The following is an 18,311-nucleotide window of genomic DNA, read 5'->3' as shown; positions in this document are numbered from 1 at the left end:
ATGCAAAGACTAAGTATTTTACTTACAATTTTAATAATTATTAATATAACAGCTTGCGATAGCAAAACAGAAAATTACTACAAAAATCATCCTAGCGAAGCAAAAGAAAAAGCAAAAGAATGCAAAGAAAGCGGAACTCTTAGCGAAGATTGTATTAATGCATTAGAAATTGGTATTAAGCCAACAAATGAAGAGAGTAAATACAGTCCAAACACACCAAAAAAATCTGATAATCAGATATTAGAAGCTTTAAAACAAAATGATTTAAAAAAAGAAAAAATCACAAAAGATATTAACCAAAGTTCAGAAAATAATGAAAGTATTATAATGCCGCCCATAGCAGAAACACCTTCTGAAATTTATCCTTCCAAAACAACAGAAAACAATCAAAGTTCTATCTTTAGTGATGATATTAATATAACACAGGAAAAATTACCATGAAAATAACTCTTTTTTTAAGCCTTATTGGTATATTTTTTGCAGCATGCGAACAAACCAAAAGTGTAGAATATTATCAAAATCACCCTGAAGAAGCAAAAAAAAGAAGTTTAGAATGCAGACACAAAGCTATCATCAGTCAAGATTGTGTTAATGCATATAAGGTAGGTTTTCCAAAAGATAAATGGGAAGAAGAAAATATTTCTAATCCTTAAAAGCTATGAAAGTTTCAAAATTTGCCCATTTAAAAATACTTTCTGTTTTCTTAAAACCTGCCTTTTCTAGCATGTTTAAATTTTCTTTTTGACTATAAGGAATTAAAACATTTTCTAAAGCTTCTCTTTTGGCTGCAATTTCAAATTTAGAATAACCTTGTTTTTCTTTATAATCTGCATAAAGTTCTATGATATTTTTAGACAAAAAAGCATCTTCATAAAGGATTTTTTCACTCATAATCAAAATGCCTTTAGAGTTTAAATTTTTATAAATTTTATCAAGCAATTCTTGTCTTTTAGGAGGGCGAATAAACTGCATAGTATAATTTGCCACAAAAACATCGCAAGTAAAAAAATCAAATTCGCATAAATTAACTTCAAAAAAACTTATATCAAGTCCATAAGCTTTAGCTTTTGACTTTGCAACTTCAAGCATAGAAGCAGAATTATCCACGCCAAAAAGTTTAAAATCCTTTCTTAGATTTGCCAAAAAAATCAAAAAATTAGCACTTGAGCAGCCCAAATCACAAACACTTGCATTTGTAGGTAAAATTTTAGCCAATAAATTGCCACAAAGTTCTAAATTTTCTCTATAAAATGGTACAGAACGATTGATCATATCATCAAAAACACTAGCCACGCTTTTATCAAATTCAAATTGTTTTTTAGGGCTTTGTTTAAAAAGTTCATCTTTCATCATTTTTCCTTAATAATTCTCTAGCTTGCTCTATGTCTTTGGCAATTTGATTTTTAAGTTTTTTTAGATCTTGAAATTTTTGATTCTCTCTTAGAAAAGATATAAACTCAAGTTCGAAAAACTCCCCTTGTGCGAAATTTTCACCCAATTCTTCTAAAATATGACTTTCTATAGCAAAATTTTCATCGCTTGACCTTATACCTAAAAAACTCACACTTTTATAAATTTTTCTTTGACTTTTTAACAAAGTAGCATAAACACCATTTTGAGGTAAAAAATAGCCTTTACAATCTAAATTTATAGTCGCAAAAAGTTCTTTAGAGCCCAAACCTTGTCCTTTAATCATCTCCCCTTTGATACTATAATCTCTTCCTAAAAATTCTTTTGCTTTTTGCAAATTTGCTTTTGATAAAAAATCCTTAATTAAACTTGCATGAACACCTATTCCGCCTATGCTAAATTCATCAACTATTATAGTTTTTATCCCACTTAAAAACTCAATATCTTTAGCATTATAAGCCCTATTTTTCCCAAAAGAAAAATCATATCCCACCACTATAAATTTTAAATTGACAAATTCTTTTTTCAAAAAGCTTAAAAAATCTTTACCATCTAAAGATTTTATACTTTCAAAATCCACTTCTATAACTTTTTTTCCTGAGATTTCTTCTTTTTGACGATTTGAACAAAGAAATTGACCCTTAAATTTATTAATAACTAACAAAGCCCCATTCTCATCTAAACATTTTACAAGTTTTAGATGTCCTAAATGCATACCATCAAAACAACCTATGGCTAAAGAAGTAATATTAATTTTTGATATAGTAGTAAAAATATTCAACATTACCTTCCTTTCCTTTAATGCTTGATTTTTGCGTATTTTTTAAAAGCCAACCCAATTTAGCACATTCTTTTTCAAAATCCATTCTTGCTTTTAAGATTGCTTTGTCATCTTTTAAAACACCCTTTTTATCTCTTTTGATATTTTTTCCCACTTCAAACTGAGGCTTAAAAAGTAAGATAATTTCCTTTAAAGCTAAATTATCGATATAATAAAGTAAATTAATAAGAGAAATAAAACTCACATCACAAGTAATAAGTTCAAATTTTTCTTCACTTTTAAAAGCTCTAAGATCTATATTTTCATGCAAGATAATTTTTTCATTTGCTCTTAAACTTGGATGGAGTTGATTACTACCCACATCAAGAGCAGTGATTTTTAAAGCCTGATTTTCAAGTAAAATTTGTACAAAACCACCCGTACTAGATCCTATATCAAGACAATTTTTATGTTTTATTTCAATATCATTTTCTTCTAAGAAATTTTTTAATTTTAAAGCTGCTCTTGAAACATAAATTTCACTTAAAAGATCCAATTTTAACTCATCAGCTAAAAGTATATCTTCAGGATTTAAATCTTGCGTTTTTTTTAAATTTTCTAAAAAATTTTTCACATCAAAAGAAGCTTTAAAACTTTTACCATTAAGCAAAACCTCTTCATTTTCTATAAGCTCTAAAGCTTTATTTCTACTGATATCTAAACGCTTTGAAACAAAAAAATCAAATCTCATTTTAAACTCTCATTTATTCTTTTTTCCAAGTCTTCTTTTTCTTTAGAAAACCACCAAATGCCTATTCCAAAAGCATTTTTTTTAAAAATTTCTCTAAGATCTTTAAGATCTTTTTCAAAAAGATCTTTTTCTTTTTGAATTAAACTTAAATTATGATCTTTTAAAAAATCAAAATTATTCATCCATAAAAGTATTTGTTCTTGTTCAGATTTTAAGGCATTATTTCTTTGCTCTTTTAAAAAATAACTTGCTAAAACCATGATAAAACACAAAAATAAAACAATTATTTTTATCTTTATTTTCAAAACAAAATTAAAAACAAAAGCCAAAAGAGAACAAAACATAAAAAAATTAAAAAAATCAAAAATAAAATTTAAAACCCTAAATCCCAAATATCCAAAATAAGAAAAAATAAAAAATTTTAAATTTGAAACAAAATACAATAATTCAGATAAAAAATCAAAATAAACAAAAGAAGCACTCTTATAAGCAATGATTTTCCTAGAAAAAAGTTCTAAATTTAAAATTTCATTGTAAGTAAAAAAAAGCCCATAAAATGCATAAAATAAAGCAGTAAAAAAACTAGCGATAACAACTATTCTAAAATCATTATAAGCATTATCTACAAATTGCAAATGTAATTCTTTTTTTAAAAATATCATCAATAAAGGCAAAATTATAAATATAAAAACAAAATCAATTTTTTCAAGATTTAAAAAATTTAAAAATAAAGAAATAAGTCCAAAAATCGCCAAGAAAAAACTAAAAATATAAAGATAAAAATCCCCCATACTAATACGATAAAACAAACTTCCCTTAATCAAAGTAGCTTCTTTTATAATATTTTTTCTAAGCTTTAAAAATAAAAAGAATTCCCAAAAAAGTGTTAAAAAAATAGGAATTAAAAAAAATAAAGAAAAAACAGTCCTTTGCCAAGTTAGTAAAAAGCCAAAAAGGCTTAAAAGCGTTAAAATATAAGAACTATTCTTTAACAAGCTCATTAAAAGCACTTTCATCTATACATTTTACTTCAAGCTCTTTAGCCTTACTCAGCTTAGAACCTGCCTCTTCTCCAAAAAGCACATAGTCAGTCTTTTTAGAAACTGAGCCACTTACCTTACCCCCAAGCTTTTCTATCAAAGCCTTAAACTCATCTCTTGAGCGTGAAAGAGTACCTGTAATTACAAAAGTTTTACCAAAAATCACACCATCGCTTTTGATTTCAAGTTTTTCTATTTTCAAATTTAAAAGCTTGTAAAACTCATCAATTCTTGTACGATTAACACGCGTAAATTCGCAAAGACTTAAAGCCATTTGCTCTCCAAAACCTTCTAAATTGGCATAAGCTTCAAAGCTTTGCTTGTGCCACTCTTTACCAAAACTTAAACTTAATTTTTTAGCCGCAACCTCGCCAATATGCTCTATCCCTAAAGCTGTGATAAAACGAAAAAGCTCACATTCTCTTGCTTGTTCTATAGCATTTAAAAGATTGTTAATTTTCTTTTCCTTAAAGCCTTCCAAACCTTCAAAATCACTAAATTTTAAATGAAAAATGCTCTCAAGCGTAGTGATTTTTTTGTGTTTGTATAAAAGCTCTACTATATTTTCTCCAAGCCCGTCGATATTAAGACATTTTTTAGAAACAAAATGAATGATAGAATTTACAAGTCTATCCTCACAATCTATATTTTGACATTTTATTAAAGTTCCTTCATCTAAAAGCTCACTTTGGCAAGTAGGACAAAGCTTAGGGCGTGAAATTTCCATCTCTAAACCTTCTCTACGATCTTTAAAAACCTTAGTGATTTTAGGGATAACATCGCCACTTCTTATCACGCTTACAAAATCATTGATTTTAACATCAAGTCTTGCAATCTCATCAAAATTATGAAGGGTGGCTGATTTTACTATAACTCCATCTAAATTTACAGGCTCTAAAACCGCCACAGGAGTGATCACCCCGCTTCTTCCAACTTGTAAATTTATCCCTATTAAACGCGTGGTTTTTTCAAGTGCAGGAAATTTAAAAGCTGCCATAAATTTTGGAAATTTTACCGTATAGCCTAATTCTTCACAAAGTGCAAGATCATCAACTCTTACCACCATTCCATCCATCATCATAGGCTTTTTTTCTCTTAAAGCTAAAAGCTCATCATAAGCTTTTAAAACCTCATCTAAATTAACACAAAGCTTAATAAAATCATCTTTTAAAAAACCGAGCTCTCTGATAAATTGCATCACCTCACTATGTTTGGTAAAATTTAAGGTATTTTCCCCTACTCCCCAAGGATAAAATTTCAAATTCCTTTCTTTGGTGATGCTTGTATCAAGCTGCCTTAAACTCCCACTTGCAGCATTGCGTGGATTGGCAAATAAACTTTGATTTAAAAGGGCTCTTTTTTCGTTGATTTTCTCAAAATCATCTTTTAAAATCACCACTTCTCCACGAATTTCTATCCTTTCTTTATAGGCTATATTTTTAGGTATATTTTCTATCTCAAAAACATTAAGCGTTATATCCTCACCCACTTCGCCATCGCCCCTAGTGGCACCACTTACTAATTTACCATTTTCATAAAGCAAATTTAAACTCGCTCCATCAAATTTAGGCTCTATAAAAAAGTTTTTTTCACATTTTGCGCGTTTTGCCCAAGCTCTAAGCTCACTCTCATCAAACACATCTTCCATCGACCACATACGTTTTAAATGAGCTATTTTTTTAAACTCGCTTTGTATAGCAGGAGCTATTTTTTGCGTTGGAGAGTCTTTTGAAATTTCATCTTTATTTTGTTCTTCAAAAACTCTTAATTCTCTGATTAAAGCATCGTATTCTTCATCGCTAGCCAAGGGTTCATCTTTTTCATAATATGCCCTCATCCACAAATTGGCTAAAGCAACTTTTTCTAAATACTCTTCTTTTTTCATCTAAACTCCTATATTATCCATTGCCTGCGCTAAAGCAAAAAGTTGTTTATGCTCATATAAATCATGCACTCTTATAATACTAGCACCATTTTCAAAAGCCTTTAAATGCAAATACAAAGTTCCCGCTAAACGATCTTTAATCTCGCTTTGAAAATACGCATTAATCACACTTTTACGACTCGCACCTATAAGTAAAGGTTTATTAAATTGCAAAAAATGTTCTAAGTGTTTGATTAAAATCATATTATGCCCTGCACTCTTTCCAAAACCAATACCTACATCTAAAATACTTTCTTTTACTCCAAAACTTTCTAAAAGCTCAAGTTTTTCTTTAAAAAACAAAGTCATCTCATCAAGCAAATCTTCATAAAAAGGATTATCTTGCATGTTATTTGGATTGTTTTGCATGTGCATTAAGCAATATTTTGCCCCATATTTACTTGCAAGTTTGGCTAGATTAAGATTTCTTAAACTTGTAATATCATTAATGAGTTTAAAACCCTTATTTAAAGCATATTCTAGACAATATTCATCAAAACTATCTAAACTAAAAATTGCTTGTTCGTAATAATTTTTCTCATAAATTAAGTCAAGTACTTTTTTCAGTCTTTTAAATTCCTCTTCCTTGCCACAATACTCACTCCCAGGTCTTGAACTAACCGCACCTATATCGATATATTCAGGCTTTAAAGCAAGAAAGTCATTAAGTCTTTTTTCAAAGTCTTCTTCACTCACACGACTTTTTGCATTAAAACTGTCTTCATTGACATTAATCACTGCCATAAGCTCGGCTTTTTTCGGTTTTAAAAAATCTTTTTGCAAAAAAAGAGCCAAATTTTTAAGTCCAAAATCTTGAAGTTTTTCTTTGACAACAAGCTTTTGAATTTGCTCTTTACTTGCCATTAAAAGCGCATTTGAATGAGTGATTTTTGCAGTAATTACTTCTTTATGAGTAATAAGTTCAGCTCCTACTCTTAAAGCATCTTGTTTTAAAATATTTGCCGCAGGAGTAGAAATATCTTTGATAAAAATAAAATGAATTTTTGTTTTTTCACTCATAATCTTTTGTCCCATTTTATGAGGGTTTATGAAAGAACAAAGCAAATTAAAATCGGTGTTTGGATTGATTTTAAACAATTTCATTTTATTTCTTTGTATAGTAATTTAGCAAAAGAGTAGCCAAAAGCACCCCGCTTTTAGAATTTAATTTTGCAAGCTCATAACTTTCATAAAAAAACTCTAATTCCTCAGCGTTAAAATCTTTATATTTCACACATTCTTTAGCAAGTAATGCAATTTGATCCATAAGTTCATTTTTATCCAAATTTTCATTTTTTTGCAAAAAATCAAAAAGCATTCTTAAATCCATTCTTTTAAGATCTAAATCAAGTTTTTTAACTTCCTTTTCAACTTTTCTTTTTTCACAAATAAGACGTGATTTTATAGTAGGTAAAAGTAAATTTTTAGAAGGTATCACAATAAGAAATTTAATATTTTTTGGAGGTTCTTCAAGAAGTTTAAGTAAAAAATTTTGTGCTTCTATCCTATAAGAATCCGCCATTAAAACAATAATTTTTTCTTCGGTTTCTGCGATATAGCTTTCTTTTTCAACTGCTCTTGCATCATCAAGTAAAAATTCATTTTGTGGCATAAAAAATCTTAATTTCTTAATACCAAAATTATTAATCATTTCTTCTTTAATACCTAAAAAATCTTCACTGATAATAATCTTACTAATAAACAAAATATTTATCCTAATTGCACCTTGGAAAATAATATTGCATCCAAACTTACATCAAAAAGTTGATATAAACTAATAAGCTTGATATCCAAGTCTTTATCTTTAGAATTTAAATAAAAACTATCTTGTAACTGCTCATCAAAAAGCCACAATAAACTATCATCTCTTGATTTAGCGATTAAAGATTTATTATCAGAAGCACTTCCTATATAAAAATACACATAACCATTAGGAAAAGAAATGTCAAGCAAGTCATTAAGTAAAGCTATATCTTCTGAACTTTGTACTTTCTTCTTGCATAAAGAATTTAACGACACAAAAGGAAGCATAGGACGAGCGGCTTTTGAATTTATATTTTTTAAAAAATACTCTTCATACCAAGATCTTTGTTCATCACACATTAAGACAAAAGTGCGTCCTTCTAAAAGATATTTAAGTCTTGCAGCCATCAAAGGAGCCCATTCTAAACGACGCGACTCCAACCATGCCATAAAAGCTCCGCCATTGCGGATATTTTCAAGAGTAAAACTTAAAAAATCACTCATTTATTTATCAAGTCCATAGCACTCATGTAGTGCTCTAACTGCAAGTTCTCCGTATTTTTCATGAACTATCATCGAAATTTTAATTTCGCTAGTAGAAATCATACCGATATTAATCCCCTCATCAGCTAAAGCTTTAAAAGCTTTACTTGCCACTCCTGAATGTGATTTCATGCCTACGCCGACTATAGAAACTTTTACTACAGCACTATCACTTTCTATAGTTGTTTTTGAGCTTAAAATTTTTTGCATAGCATTTTTGGCTAATTCAAGTTCATTTTGAGGAACCGTAAAACCCAAATTTGTAGCGCCATCAACTCCAACATTTTGTATAATCATATCTACATTAATATTTTCATTTGCTAAAACAGAAAAAATTTCAGCTGCGATTCCAGGCTTATCTTCTACATTTCTTAAAGTCACTCTTGCTTGATTTTTATCCAAAGCAATACCACTTACTAAAGCTTGTTCCATTCCATCTTCCTTTGTTATCATTGTTCCTTCGTTATTGTTAAAACTACTTCTGGTTACTAAGTTAACATTTAATTTTTTTGCAAGCTCTACAGAGCGATTTTGCAAAACTTTTGCACCCAAACTTGCAAGTTCAAGCATTTCTTCATAAGAAATTTTATCTAATTTCTTTGCCTTTGGTTCAATTCTTGGATCTGTTGTATAAACCCCATCAACATCGGTATAAATTTCACACAAATCCGCATTTAAGGCACCTGCTACTGCCACAGCACTTAAATCGCTTCCGCCACGCCCTAAAGTAGTTACATTACCTTCCTCATCTACACCTTGAAAACCCGCTATAACGACTATTTTACCATTTTGAAGTTCTGATTTTATCGCTTTTGTATCAATATGATGAATTCTTGCCTTTGTAAAAACACTATCTGTAATAATTCCTGCTTTTCTCCCAGAAAATGATATAGCAGGATAACCCTTTTCGTTTAAAGCAATAGAAAGTAAAGCGCTTGTTACACGCTCTCCACTGCTTAAAAGCATATCCATATCTTTACCATTAGGGGTTTTACTAAAATATTCAGCTTGCTCGATAAGAGTATTTGTCACCCCACTCATTGCAGATACTACAACAACAAGTTGATTACCCTGTTGCGCACTTTGGATAACCCTATTGGCTACTGCTTCGATACGCTCAAGTGTTCCAACACTTGTTCCACCATATTTTTGAACTATAAGCATTTTAGATATAACCTTTCTCTTCAAAATATTTGATCACTTTAACATAAATATTTTTTTTGAAATGATTAATCATTTCAAAAATTTGTTTAACACTCACAAATTGATAATCATCAAATTCAGGATGCTTGGTATTGATATTGATTGTAGCACCGTGTTTTAAACGCACTAAAAAATATTTTTGAATCTGCCCATCATAAGGATACATTTTTTTAACAATTTTACTCGGAAAATCATAACTCAACCATTCTGGATACTCAGCAATGATTTCAACCTCATCAGTGCCTATCTCTTCTTTTAGTTCTCTAAATAAAGCGTTTTTGACACTTTCACCTTTATCAATACCTCCTTGTGGAAATTGCCAAATATTATCCATATCACTTCTTCTAGCTATAAAAATCTTACACTCAAAAGGATAAGAACTTGACAAAATAACAGCTGCAACATTTGGTCTATAATTTTTCTCGTTTTCCACAATATTTTTCCTTAATTTAAAGGAAATAATTTTAACCTAAATCAAATCAAATTTTTATTAAAATACATTAAAAAATTTAATATAATATTTTAGGGTTTTTATGCATTTTTATATCCATATTCCATTTTGTGAAAGCAAATGTAATTATTGCGCTTTTACAAGTTTGAAAAAAAATGATTATGAAAAAGCCTATTTTAAGGCTTTAAAAGAAGATATTGTTTTTCAATTAAAACAATTTAACATTCAATCAAATCAAATTAAAACCTTATTCATAGGCGGAGGAACACCAAGTTGTGTTGATGCGTATAATTATGAAGATATTTTTAAAATTTTATATCCCTTACTAGATAAAAATGTAGAAATTTCATGCGAAGCTAATCCCAACTCAGCAACATTAAATTGGCTTAAAAATATGAAAAATATAGGAGTTAATCGCATTTCTTTTGGAGCTCAAAGTTTTCATCCTAAAAAACTTCACTTTCTTGGAAGAATTCACAATCAAGAAATGATTATCAAAGCATTAGAAAACGCAAATAAAATAGGTTTTAAAAATATCAATTTAGATCTTATTTATGATACAAAATTAGACAATAAAAAAATGCTTGAATTTGAACTCTTATACTTAAAACAAATCAAGGCTTTAATCACACACCTTAGTGCTTATAATTTAACCATAGAATCAAACACAGCCTTTGCCAAAAAAGAACATTTCAAAAAAAATGCTCCTAATTTAATGAAATTTTTCATCAAACAACTCCTAGAACTTGACTTTTTTCAATATGAAATCAGTAATTTTTCAAAAACCAAAGCCCAAATTTGCAAACATAATCTTGCTTATTGGCAAGGAAAAAACTACCTAGCTTGTGGATTAAGTGCGGTAGGATTTTATGAAAACAAGCGTTTTTATACAGCAAAAAATTTAAAAAATTACATAGAAAATCCCACTTTTAGATCTATAGAGCAGCTAAGTTTTAAAGACTTGAATTTAGAACACCTATTTTTAGGACTTAGAAGTATAGTGGGGATTGATGAAACAAAACTCAATCAATGGCAAAAAAACAAAATAAATATATTATTAAAAGAAAAAAAACTTTTTTACAAAAATAAAAGATATTTCAATCCTAATTTTCTCATTAGCGATGAACTTGCTTTATATCTCTCATCTTAAATTTAAGTTTTTTAAGTAAAATATTTATTTAAAATATCAAATCAAAGAGTAATGATTAATGAGTTTTGGTGAAATTATAGTTATTTTAGTTGTAGCGATTTTAGTCTTAGGACCTGATAAACTTCCAGAAGCTATAGTACAAATAGCAAAAATTCTAAAGGCTGTAAAACGCAACATAGATGATGCAAAATCAAGCATAGAAAAAGAAATACGCATCAATGACTTAAAAGAAGAAGCTAAGAAATACAAAGATGAATTTTCAAGCACTAATGAAAACATACGCAAAAAACTCAGTTTTGAAGAATTTGATGACCTTAAAAGAGATATTTTAGATAAAACAAAGGTAGATTTAACCTTTGATAGCAGAGATGATAACACAAAAAATAACCTTAGCGGACAAAATTTAAATACAGAAGAAAAACCAAATCTTAGCAAATTAGAAACACAAGATAAAACGGAAAAATAAATGTTTGAAGAATTAAGACCTCATTTAATAGAACTTAGAAAACGCCTTTTTATAAGCGTTACTTGCATTGTAGTTATGTTTATTGTATGTTTTGCTCTACGAAGCTATATCTTAGATATTCTAAAAGCTCCACTTATAGCTGTTTTGCCCGAAGTAGCCAAACATGTGAATGTAATTGAAGTACAAGAAGCCTTATTTACTGCAATGAAAGTTAGTTTTTTTGCAGCCTTTATCTTTTCTTTACCTGTAATTTTTTGGCAATTTTGGAAATTTGTAGCTCCGGGACTTTACGATAATGAAAAACGCCTTGTGGTGCCTTTTGTTAGCTTTGCAAGCATTATGTTCGCCTTAGGGGCTTGTTTTTGTTATTTTGTTGTAGTGCCTTTGGCTTTTAAATTTTTGATTAATTTTGGTTTAAATGAAGATTTTAATCCTGTGATTACCATAGGAACTTATGTAGATTTTTTTACAAAAGTTGTTGTGGCTTTTGGCTTAGCTTTTGAAATGCCTGTAATTGCCTTTTTCTTTGCTAAAATCGGGCTTATAGATGATAGTTTTTTAAAACGCCATTTTCGCATAGCTGTTTTAGTTATTTTTGTTTTTTCAGCCTTTATGACTCCACCTGATGTTTTATCTCAATTTTTAATGGCAGGACCACTTTGTGGACTTTATGGACTTTCTATTTTAATTGTTCAAAAGGTAAATCCTGCCCCAAAAGATAAAGAAAGTGATGAATAAAGACTTACTTCTTTCAAGCTATGATTACACTCTAGCTAATGAACTCATAGCTAACTATCCTGCAAATCCAAAAGAAGATGCTAGGCTTTTGGTTTTTGATCGCAAAAACAAAGAAATTTTTCACACTACTTTTAAAAATTTACAAGACTTTTTACCCAACTGCGCGATTTTTTTCAATGATACTAAAGTTATTAAAGCAAGAATTTATGGTAATAAAGCAAGCGGAGGAAAAATAGAGCTTTTCTTGCATCAACCTTTTTTAAATTCTCACAATCCACTTTTTCTAGCTCAAATTAAAGGGCGTGTTAAAAAAGATGAAATCTTATATTTTAGGGAGGATTTAAAAGTGCGCGTTGTAGAACTTTTAGATGATGGTCTTCGAAAAGTTCAATTTTTTCAAAATGATAAAACCTTAGACACCTCAAATCTTTACAACCTGCTTGACAAGATAGGACATATACCCTTGCCTCCTTATATTAAAAGGGAGGATGAAAAAAGTGATTTGAAAGATTATCAAAGTATCTTTGCAAAAAATTTAGGCGCGGTAGCTGCTCCAACTGCAAGTTTACATTTTAGTGAGACTATGCTTGAAAATTTAAGAAAAAAACACGAAATTTATCATTTAACCTTACATGTAGGAGCTGGAACCTTTAAAAGCGTGGAATGTGAAAATATACAAAAGCATAAAATGCATAGCGAATTTTTTAATATTCCGCAGCAAGCATGTGAAATTATAGATTCAAAACAAGCTATTTTAGGCGTAGGAACAACGGTAACAAGAACTATAGAATATTACGCAAGAACTAAAACAAAAAATGGTTTTTGTGATCTTTTTTTACACCCGCAAAATCCACCTATAAGACAAAATCATCTTTTGACCAATTTTCATTTACCAAAATCTACTCTTATCATGCTAGTTTCAGCTTTTATCGGTAGAGAACAGTGTTTAAAACTTTATGAACTTGCCATAAAAGAAAAATATCGCTTTTACTCTTATGGCGATGCGATGCTAATCTTGTGATTTTTCTTTAAAATTTATTGCTATTTTAGCTTGAAGTTTTAGCCAATCTTTTTGAAGCATGATAGGAAAACCACCATAAACGCGCCCGCCTTCTAAATTTTTACTCACACCGCCTCTTGCAGCTATAGTACTAAAATCGCCTATTTTTAAATGTCCACTCGTTGCACTTTGACCACCCATAATAACATTGCGCCCTAACTCACTTGAACCTGAAATTCCAGTTTGTGCTACAATGATACAATTTTGACCTATATTGCAATTATGTCCGATTTGAACTAGATTGTCTACCTTAGTGCCTGCTTTGATAATAGTACTATCAAAAACTGCTCTATCTATAGTTGTACAAGCCCCCACTTCTACAAAATCTTCTAAAATCACATTGCCATTATGATAAATTTTATAATGTTCGCCGTTTTTATTGTGCGCATAACCAAAACCATCGCTTCCTATTACACAATTGGCAAGCAAATGACATTTTTTACCAATTTTAGTGTCATTATAAATCACTACATTAGGATGGATAATACTCTCATCACCAATGCTGACATTATCGCCTATATAAGCTCCTGCCATAATGATTACATTATCACCTATATTTACATTATCACCTATATAGACATTAGGCATAATTCTTGCGCTTTTTGCGATATTTTGCACTTTTTCTTTAGCTGTGCTTATCAAAGGCTTAGCAAAAAGCTTGCTTAAAAAAGCAAAATTCAAATGTGGATTTTGAGTAATCAAAGCTTTAGTATCTTTAGGCACTAAATTTTCATATTCTTTAGATACTAAAATAGCAGCAGCTCCTGTGTAAGGTATATCTTTGGTATTTTTCTCACCATCACAATAAGTAAGCTCTGTAAAATTTGCTTTCAATAAAGAATTTAAAGCACTGATTTCTATATCCTCACCTTTATACTCCAAGCTTAAAAATTCTGCTATTTCACTTAATTTCATTTAATCTCCATCAAAACAGATCCACTGCGAACTATATCACTAGGATTGTATTTTTTAATTGTTTTTAAAAAATTATCAATGCGATTTGCATCATCAGCAACCATTAAAAACAAAAAATTCTCATTGCTATTTGCAATAGTACCATTATAAGCTTTCAAAACGGCATCAAGTCCACCTAAATTTTCATTTAAAGGAATTTTCACTAAAGCCATTTCTTTATCAATAAATTCTTCACTTTCTATCACTTTATAAGTAGGAATAAGCTTATGAAGTTGTTTGACTATCTGCTCAAAAGTTCTTTCATTTCCTGAAGTGACTATATTAATACGCGAAAATTCTTTATTTTCCAAAGGTGCTACTGTGAGCGAGTCAATATTATAACCTCTTCCTGAAAAAAGTCCTACTATACGAGATAAAACCCCATGCTCATTTAAAACAATTACCGATAAAATCCTTCTCATTGTCTATCCTTTGCCTTTGGTAAAATCATATTATAAATCGCACTTCCTGCAGGCACCATAGGTAAAACATCTTCAAAGCGATCAATTTTTACATTTAAAAGAGAAGTTTTATCACTTTTTAAAGCTTGGTTAAAAGCTTGAATGAATTCTTCTTTGCTTGAAATTTCATAACCTTCGCAACCAAAGCCTTGAGCAATTTTGATAAAATCAGGCTGAGTGCTTAAATCTGTTTGTGAAAAATGCTCTTTATAAAACATACTTTGCCATTGTCTTACCATACCTAAAAAGGCATTATTTAAAATAATATTTATAGTTTTTATACCATACTCACGAGCAGTCATAAGCTCTTGGATATTCATTAAAACCGATCCATCACCTACGAAATTAATCACCACTTCTTCATCCACAGCAAGCTTTGCACCCAAAGCAGCAGGCAAAGAATATCCCATAGTTCCTTGCCCTCCACTTGTTGCAAGCTGTCTTGGATAATTAAAAGGATAAAACTGTGCTACCCACATTTGATGCTGACCCACATCGGTAATAATCCTTGCATCAGGAGCCATCTTCGCACATTCTTCAATTACCCATTGCGGTTTTAAAACCTCATTACTATCTTCATAAGAAAGTGGATAAAGTTCATTATAACGCTTTAAAGTTTCGTGCCATTCTTTAAAAGTTGTATTGAAATTTTCCTTTTTAAGCTCTTCTAAAAGCTCTTTAAGAACTTCTTTAATATCTCCTACTATAGGATAATGCGCATTGATAATCTTTGAAATAGAACTAGGATCAATATCAACATGAACTATAGTCGCATGTTTGGCAAATTCACTTGTTTTTCCTGTAATCCTATCATCAAATCTCGCTCCTACGCTCACAAGCAAATCACACTCACTTAAAGCCATATTAGCAGCATAGCTTCCATGCATGCCTGCCATTTTGAGATTAAAAACATCATCACTTCTTAAAGTTCCAAGCGCCATCAAGGTTTCAACTGCTGGAATTTTTGTAAATTTTACAAGCTCTCTGATTTGCTCACTTGCATTAGAACTGATACAACCTCCACCCAAGTAAAATAAAGGTCTTTTTGCTTCTTTTAAAAGCTCTGCAAATTTTTTAATTTGTTTTGAGTTACCCTTATAAACAGGCTTATAAGTTTTCATAGAAATTTCTTTAGGATATTCCCAAAGTCCCAAAGTTGCACTTACATCTTTTGGCACATCTATATGCACAGGCCCAGGTCTACCACTCCTTGCTATATAAAAAGCCTCTTTTAAAATGCGTGGAAATTCTTCTATACAAGTAACTAAATAATTATGCTTCACACAAGGTCTTGAAATACCTACTGCATCAATTTCTTGAAAAGCATCTGTGCCAATAAGAGAATTTGCTACCTGCCCTGAAATCAATATTAAAGGGATAGAATCACTATAAGCCGTAGCTAGGCCTGTAATAGTATTTGTAAAACCTGGTCCGCTTGTAACTATAGCCACGCCCACTTCTCCGCTCATTCTTGCGTAAGCATCAGCAGCATGCAAAGCCGCTTGTTCATGACGCACTAAAATATGTTTAAAATACTTTTGATTGTAAATTTCATCATAAATATTAAGCGCAGCGCCTCCAGGATAGCCAAAAACAATTTTAACATTTTCTTCTTTTAAAGCCTCGCAAATCATTGCTGAACCGCTTAACTCTTTCATAATAACACTCCAAAAAATTATTGTAAAAGCTCTTTAAGTGCTAAATTAAGTCTTTTGCCATCAACACTCGCACCTAATTTTATTTTAGCTTCTTTCATTACCAAACCTTGTTCTTTTAGTGAACTTACACCCAATTCTTCTATAAGTTGTTTTAAGGCTAAAATTAACTCCTCATCACTTAGTTGTTTAGGCAGATAAATTTCAAAAAGACTTATTTCATTTTGTTCTTTTTGTGCTAAATCTTCACGATTTGCCTTAAGATAAAGTTCGATTGCGTCTTTGCGTTTTTTGATTTCACTTGCAATGATTTTATAAATTCTTTCATTATCTAATTCTATTCTTTCATCCACTTCTATTTGCTTAAAAGCTGCATTTAGAGTTCTTAAACTATCTCTTTTAAAATCATCTTTTTGTTTCATTGCCTCTTTGATATCGTTTAAAATTTGTTCTTTTAAAGTCATTTTTTTCCTTTTTAGTTAAAATTACAAGCTTTAAGATTTAAACCAAAACCTTCTAAGCCTATATAGTCTTTATCACAACTTTGAGATAAAAGTTTAATTTCTTCTATACCAAAATATCTTAAAATCTGTGCTCCTATACCATAGTTTTTGTATTGAGTAGTACTGGATTTTTCTCCTTGCATAAAAACTATAACGCCACCATTTTCACTAAGAAATTTGATTTGCTCTAAAAGTTTTGAAAATTTATCTGAAGTTAAAAGCTCAAAATCACTACCACTGATATGAAATTTAACATTTTCACATTTTTTGATATCTTTAAAGCAAAAAGCTATATGTTGGGTTTGATTATGATCGCTAAAGATAAATTTTTCTGCTTTAAAGCCTGCTAAAACACTTTGACTTTTTTCTTCAAGCTTAATAAGGCTTTCATGTTTTAGGCGATATTCTATAAGATCGCTTACGGCTATCATGTTTAAATCATGCTTTTGGCAAAAAAATTCTAGATCTTCTCTTCTTGCCATATCTCCATTATCTTTTACGATTTCACAAATCACACAAGCACCTTTTAATCCTGCTAATTTGCAAAGATCAACCGTGCCTTCTGTATGACCTGTGCGTTCTAAAACCCCACCTTTTTTTGCGATTAAAGGATTGATATGCCCTGGTCTTACAAAATCACTCGCTTTAGCATTATCATCGGCAAAAATTTGTATAGTCATATTTCTTTCATAAGCACTAACTCCCGTTGTAGCATCTTTTGCATCTACGGTTATAGTAAAAGCAGTTTCGTGGTTTGAAGTATTTTTAGGCACCATTAAAGGAAGTTCAAATTTTTTTGCCAAAGTTTCATCTAAAGCTACGCAAACCACACCACGAGCTTCTTTTATCATGAAATTTACTTTTTCTTGGGTGCTAAATTGCGCAGGAAAGATTAAATCACCTTCATTTTCTCTATCTTCTGCATCTACCATAACAAGCATTTTTCCTGCTTGCAAATCCTTAATCGCTTGTTCTATGCTAACAAATTTCATCTTTATTTCCTTAAAATTTTTAAAATTATAACTTAAATTGCTTGACAAATAAATTAAAATTCATTATAATCACACTTTTAAAAAATATTTATTGGGGTATCGCCAAGCGGTAAGGCAACAGGTTTTGGTCCTGTCATTCAGGGGTTCGAATCCCTTTACCCCATCCACTTCTTATTTTATATTTCAAATATCTTATGTGTCGCGAAGTAGAGCAGTGGTTAGCTCGTCGGGCTCATAACCCGAAGGTCGGGAGTTCAAATCTCCCCTTCGCAACCAAATGTATTAATCTTCAATCCTCTTCACTTCTTTTTAATCGTATTAAAATAATTTAAAATGATTGTATTGTTATAATCTTTGTTGAGTTTTTAAAATACTTTAAAAGAATGATTGCAATCTAAAAAGAGTTTAACAACCTTAAAAACATCCATCCTAATAATTTTAAAATTATCAGGATGAAATTTTTAACAAGTAGGAGAGTAAACTAATTAAACTAAGGTATGATCTTTT

At 30.3% G+C, this 18,311-nt stretch carries 20 protein-coding genes, 2 tRNA genes and 1 pseudogene; 8 read left to right on the top strand and 15 right to left on the bottom strand.

Annotated features, from left to right (window positions below):
* Both AJN64_RS04955 and AJN64_RS04950 read left to right on the top strand, forming a co-directional pair.
* Positions 1 to 441, top strand: coding sequence for an EexN family lipoprotein (locus AJN64_RS04955; protein WP_070277248.1), 441 nt, complete (start codon positions 1 to 3; stop codon positions 439 to 441).
* Positions 432 to 653 carry an EexN family lipoprotein gene (locus tag AJN64_RS04950; protein ID WP_083271918.1) on the top strand — a complete coding sequence of 74 codons (222 nt, stop codon included), beginning with the start codon at positions 432 to 434 and terminating at the stop codon, positions 651 to 653. The genes AJN64_RS04955 and AJN64_RS04950 overlap by 10 nt, the downstream gene beginning before the upstream one ends.
* On the opposite strand, the gene cmoA is transcribed toward AJN64_RS04950, so the two are convergent.
* The 10 genes from cmoA to AJN64_RS04900 are packed head-to-tail and all read right to left on the bottom strand — an operon-like array spanning position 643 to position 9,807.
* A complete protein-coding gene (gene cmoA, locus AJN64_RS04945; RefSeq protein WP_083271917.1) occupies positions 643 to 1,353 on the bottom strand; it encodes a carboxy-S-adenosyl-L-methionine synthase CmoA in 711 nt (236 codons plus the stop codon). The genes AJN64_RS04950 and cmoA overlap by 11 nt on opposite strands.
* Positions 1,340 to 2,194, bottom strand: a complete 855-nt coding sequence (locus tag AJN64_RS04940) for a bifunctional riboflavin kinase/FAD synthetase (protein WP_070292759.1) — start codon at positions 2,192 to 2,194, stop codon at positions 1,340 to 1,342. Before AJN64_RS04940 ends, cmoA begins: the two co-directional genes overlap by 14 nt.
* Positions 2,160 to 2,921: a TlyA family RNA methyltransferase gene (locus AJN64_RS04935; protein WP_070292758.1), complete on the bottom strand. Its 762-nt coding sequence runs from the start codon at positions 2,919 to 2,921 to the stop codon at positions 2,160 to 2,162. Before AJN64_RS04935 ends, AJN64_RS04940 begins: the two co-directional genes overlap by 35 nt.
* Complete coding sequence (locus tag AJN64_RS04930; protein WP_083271919.1) at positions 2,918 to 3,922, bottom strand: hypothetical protein; 1,005 nt, start codon at positions 3,920 to 3,922, stop codon at positions 2,918 to 2,920. Before AJN64_RS04930 ends, AJN64_RS04935 begins: the two co-directional genes overlap by 4 nt.
* Positions 3,903 to 5,846, bottom strand: coding sequence for an NAD-dependent DNA ligase LigA (gene ligA / locus AJN64_RS04925; RefSeq protein WP_070292756.1), 1,944 nt, complete (start codon positions 5,844 to 5,846; stop codon positions 3,903 to 3,905). Before ligA ends, AJN64_RS04930 begins: the two co-directional genes overlap by 20 nt.
* Entirely contained in the window at positions 5,847 to 6,989 is a 1,143-nt protein-coding gene (gene folP, locus AJN64_RS04920) for a dihydropteroate synthase (RefSeq protein ID WP_070292755.1), read from the bottom strand. It abuts the gene before it with no gap.
* Position 6,990: 1 nt separating this feature from the next.
* Positions 6,991 to 7,590 carry a DNA polymerase III subunit delta' gene (locus AJN64_RS04915; RefSeq protein ID WP_002855117.1) on the bottom strand — a complete coding sequence of 200 codons (600 nt, stop codon included), beginning with the start codon at positions 7,588 to 7,590 and terminating at the stop codon, positions 6,991 to 6,993.
* A 5-nt stretch (positions 7,591 to 7,595) separates the two neighbouring features.
* Positions 7,596 to 8,132 (bottom strand): HobA family DNA replication regulator, encoded by a 537-nt coding sequence (locus tag AJN64_RS04910; protein ID WP_002861289.1) that lies wholly within the window; start codon positions 8,130 to 8,132, stop codon positions 7,596 to 7,598.
* Positions 8,133 to 9,335, bottom strand: coding sequence for an aspartate kinase (locus AJN64_RS04905; RefSeq protein WP_002854935.1), 1,203 nt, complete (start codon positions 9,333 to 9,335; stop codon positions 8,133 to 8,135).
* Between the two features lies 1 nt (position 9,336).
* Positions 9,337 to 9,807, bottom strand: a complete 471-nt coding sequence (locus tag AJN64_RS04900) for an RNA pyrophosphohydrolase (RefSeq protein WP_002861288.1) — start codon at positions 9,805 to 9,807, stop codon at positions 9,337 to 9,339.
* Positions 9,808 to 9,907: 100 nt separating this feature from the next.
* Between AJN64_RS04900 and hemW the strand changes: the two genes are divergently transcribed.
* The 4 genes and pseudogenes from hemW (at position 9,908) to queA (ending at position 13,200) form a co-directional block, all read left to right on the top strand.
* On the top strand, positions 9,908 to 10,975 hold the full coding sequence (gene hemW, locus AJN64_RS04895; RefSeq protein ID WP_002861287.1) for a radical SAM family heme chaperone HemW: 1,068 nt from the start codon (positions 9,908 to 9,910) through the stop codon (positions 10,973 to 10,975).
* Positions 10,976 to 11,033: 58 nt separating this feature from the next.
* A pseudogene (tatB, locus tag AJN64_RS04890) lies at positions 11,034 to 11,449 on the top strand (Sec-independent protein translocase protein TatB).
* Positions 11,442 to 12,179, top strand: a complete 738-nt coding sequence (gene tatC, locus AJN64_RS04885) for a twin-arginine translocase subunit TatC (protein WP_002861286.1) — start codon at positions 11,442 to 11,444, stop codon at positions 12,177 to 12,179. Before tatB ends, tatC begins: the two are co-directional and overlap by 8 nt.
* Positions 12,172 to 13,200 carry a tRNA preQ1(34) S-adenosylmethionine ribosyltransferase-isomerase QueA gene (gene queA / locus AJN64_RS04880; protein ID WP_002861285.1) on the top strand — a complete coding sequence of 343 codons (1,029 nt, stop codon included), beginning with the start codon at positions 12,172 to 12,174 and terminating at the stop codon, positions 13,198 to 13,200. The genes tatC and queA overlap by 8 nt, the downstream gene beginning before the upstream one ends.
* On the opposite strand, the gene lpxD is transcribed toward queA, so the two are convergent.
* Genes lpxD through AJN64_RS04855 form a run of 5 tightly spaced genes read right to left on the bottom strand, consistent with a single transcriptional unit; the run spans position 13,189 to position 17,804 of the window.
* Complete coding sequence (gene lpxD / locus AJN64_RS04875; protein ID WP_044779344.1) at positions 13,189 to 14,154, bottom strand: UDP-3-O-(3-hydroxymyristoyl)glucosamine N-acyltransferase; 966 nt, start codon at positions 14,152 to 14,154, stop codon at positions 13,189 to 13,191. The two genes, queA and lpxD, sit on opposite strands and share 12 nt — an antisense overlap.
* Complete coding sequence (ilvN, locus tag AJN64_RS04870; RefSeq protein WP_070292754.1) at positions 14,151 to 14,615, bottom strand: acetolactate synthase small subunit; 465 nt, start codon at positions 14,613 to 14,615, stop codon at positions 14,151 to 14,153. The genes lpxD and ilvN overlap by 4 nt, the downstream gene beginning before the upstream one ends.
* On the bottom strand, positions 14,612 to 16,312 hold the full coding sequence (locus tag AJN64_RS04865; RefSeq protein ID WP_002881862.1) for an acetolactate synthase large subunit: 1,701 nt from the start codon (positions 16,310 to 16,312) through the stop codon (positions 14,612 to 14,614). Before AJN64_RS04865 ends, ilvN begins: the two co-directional genes overlap by 4 nt.
* Positions 16,313 to 16,329: 17 nt before the next feature.
* Entirely contained in the window at positions 16,330 to 16,773 is a 444-nt protein-coding gene (locus AJN64_RS04860; RefSeq protein WP_070209841.1) for a GatB/YqeY domain-containing protein, read from the bottom strand.
* A gap of 11 nt (positions 16,774 to 16,784) precedes the next feature.
* Positions 16,785 to 17,804 (bottom strand): bifunctional 3,4-dihydroxy-2-butanone 4-phosphate synthase/GTP cyclohydrolase II, encoded by a 1,020-nt coding sequence (locus tag AJN64_RS04855; RefSeq protein WP_070292753.1) that lies wholly within the window; start codon positions 17,802 to 17,804, stop codon positions 16,785 to 16,787.
* Between the two features lie 92 nt (positions 17,805 to 17,896).
* On the opposite strand from AJN64_RS04855, the gene AJN64_RS04850 reads away from it, so the two are divergent.
* Positions 17,897 to 17,971, top strand: a tRNA-Gln gene (locus tag AJN64_RS04850).
* 33 nt (positions 17,972 to 18,004) lie between these two features.
* Positions 18,005 to 18,080: transfer RNA gene (locus AJN64_RS04845), tRNA-Met, on the top strand.
* The last annotated feature ends 231 nt before the right edge of the window (positions 18,081 to 18,311 follow it).

The organism is Campylobacter sp. BCW_4332 (genome assembly GCF_001763175.1).
In the GTDB taxonomy this organism is placed as follows: Bacteria; Campylobacterota; Campylobacteria; order Campylobacterales; family Campylobacteraceae; genus Campylobacter_D; species Campylobacter_D jejuni.
Note: the sequence above shows the minus strand (reverse complement) of the source record. Positions and strands in the feature narration are given on the sequence as shown.

Excerpts from the sequence above, each read along its gene's own strand:
- AJN64_RS04910 (WP_002861289.1), bottom strand. The coding sequence starts at position 8,132 with ATGAGTGATTTTTTAAGTTTTACTCTTGAAAATATCCGCAATGGCGGA.
- AJN64_RS04935 (WP_070292758.1), bottom strand. The coding sequence starts at position 2,921 with ATGAGATTTGATTTTTTTGTTTCAAAGCGTTTAGATATCAGTAGAAAT.
- lpxD (WP_044779344.1), bottom strand. The coding sequence starts at position 14,154 with ATGAAATTAAGTGAAATAGCAGAATTTTTAAGCTTGGAGTATAAAGGT.
- ilvN (WP_070292754.1), bottom strand. The coding sequence starts at position 14,615 with ATGAGAAGGATTTTATCGGTAATTGTTTTAAATGAGCATGGGGTTTTA.
- folP (WP_070292755.1), bottom strand. The coding sequence starts at position 6,989 with ATGAAATTGTTTAAAATCAATCCAAACACCGATTTTAATTTGCTTTGT.
- AJN64_RS04855 (WP_070292753.1), bottom strand. The coding sequence starts at position 17,804 with ATGAAATTTGTTAGCATAGAACAAGCGATTAAGGATTTGCAAGCAGGA.
- AJN64_RS04955 (WP_070277248.1), top strand. The coding sequence starts at position 1 with ATGCAAAGACTAAGTATTTTACTTACAATTTTAATAATTATTAATATA.
- hemW (WP_002861287.1), top strand. The coding sequence starts at position 9,908 with ATGCATTTTTATATCCATATTCCATTTTGTGAAAGCAAATGTAATTAT.
- AJN64_RS04940 (WP_070292759.1), bottom strand. The coding sequence starts at position 2,194 with ATGTTGAATATTTTTACTACTATATCAAAAATTAATATTACTTCTTTA.
- queA (WP_002861285.1), top strand. The coding sequence starts at position 12,172 with ATGAATAAAGACTTACTTCTTTCAAGCTATGATTACACTCTAGCTAAT.
- AJN64_RS04865 (WP_002881862.1), bottom strand. The coding sequence starts at position 16,312 with ATGAAAGAGTTAAGCGGTTCAGCAATGATTTGCGAGGCTTTAAAAGAA.
- AJN64_RS04930 (WP_083271919.1), bottom strand. The coding sequence starts at position 3,922 with ATGAGCTTGTTAAAGAATAGTTCTTATATTTTAACGCTTTTAAGCCTT.
- ligA (WP_070292756.1), bottom strand. The coding sequence starts at position 5,846 with ATGAAAAAAGAAGAGTATTTAGAAAAAGTTGCTTTAGCCAATTTGTGG.
- AJN64_RS04860 (WP_070209841.1), bottom strand. The coding sequence starts at position 16,773 with ATGACTTTAAAAGAACAAATTTTAAACGATATCAAAGAGGCAATGAAA.
- cmoA (WP_083271917.1), bottom strand. The coding sequence starts at position 1,353 with ATGATGAAAGATGAACTTTTTAAACAAAGCCCTAAAAAACAATTTGAA.
- tatC (WP_002861286.1), top strand. The coding sequence starts at position 11,442 with ATGTTTGAAGAATTAAGACCTCATTTAATAGAACTTAGAAAACGCCTT.
- AJN64_RS04905 (WP_002854935.1), bottom strand. The coding sequence starts at position 9,335 with ATGCTTATAGTTCAAAAATATGGTGGAACAAGTGTTGGAACACTTGAG.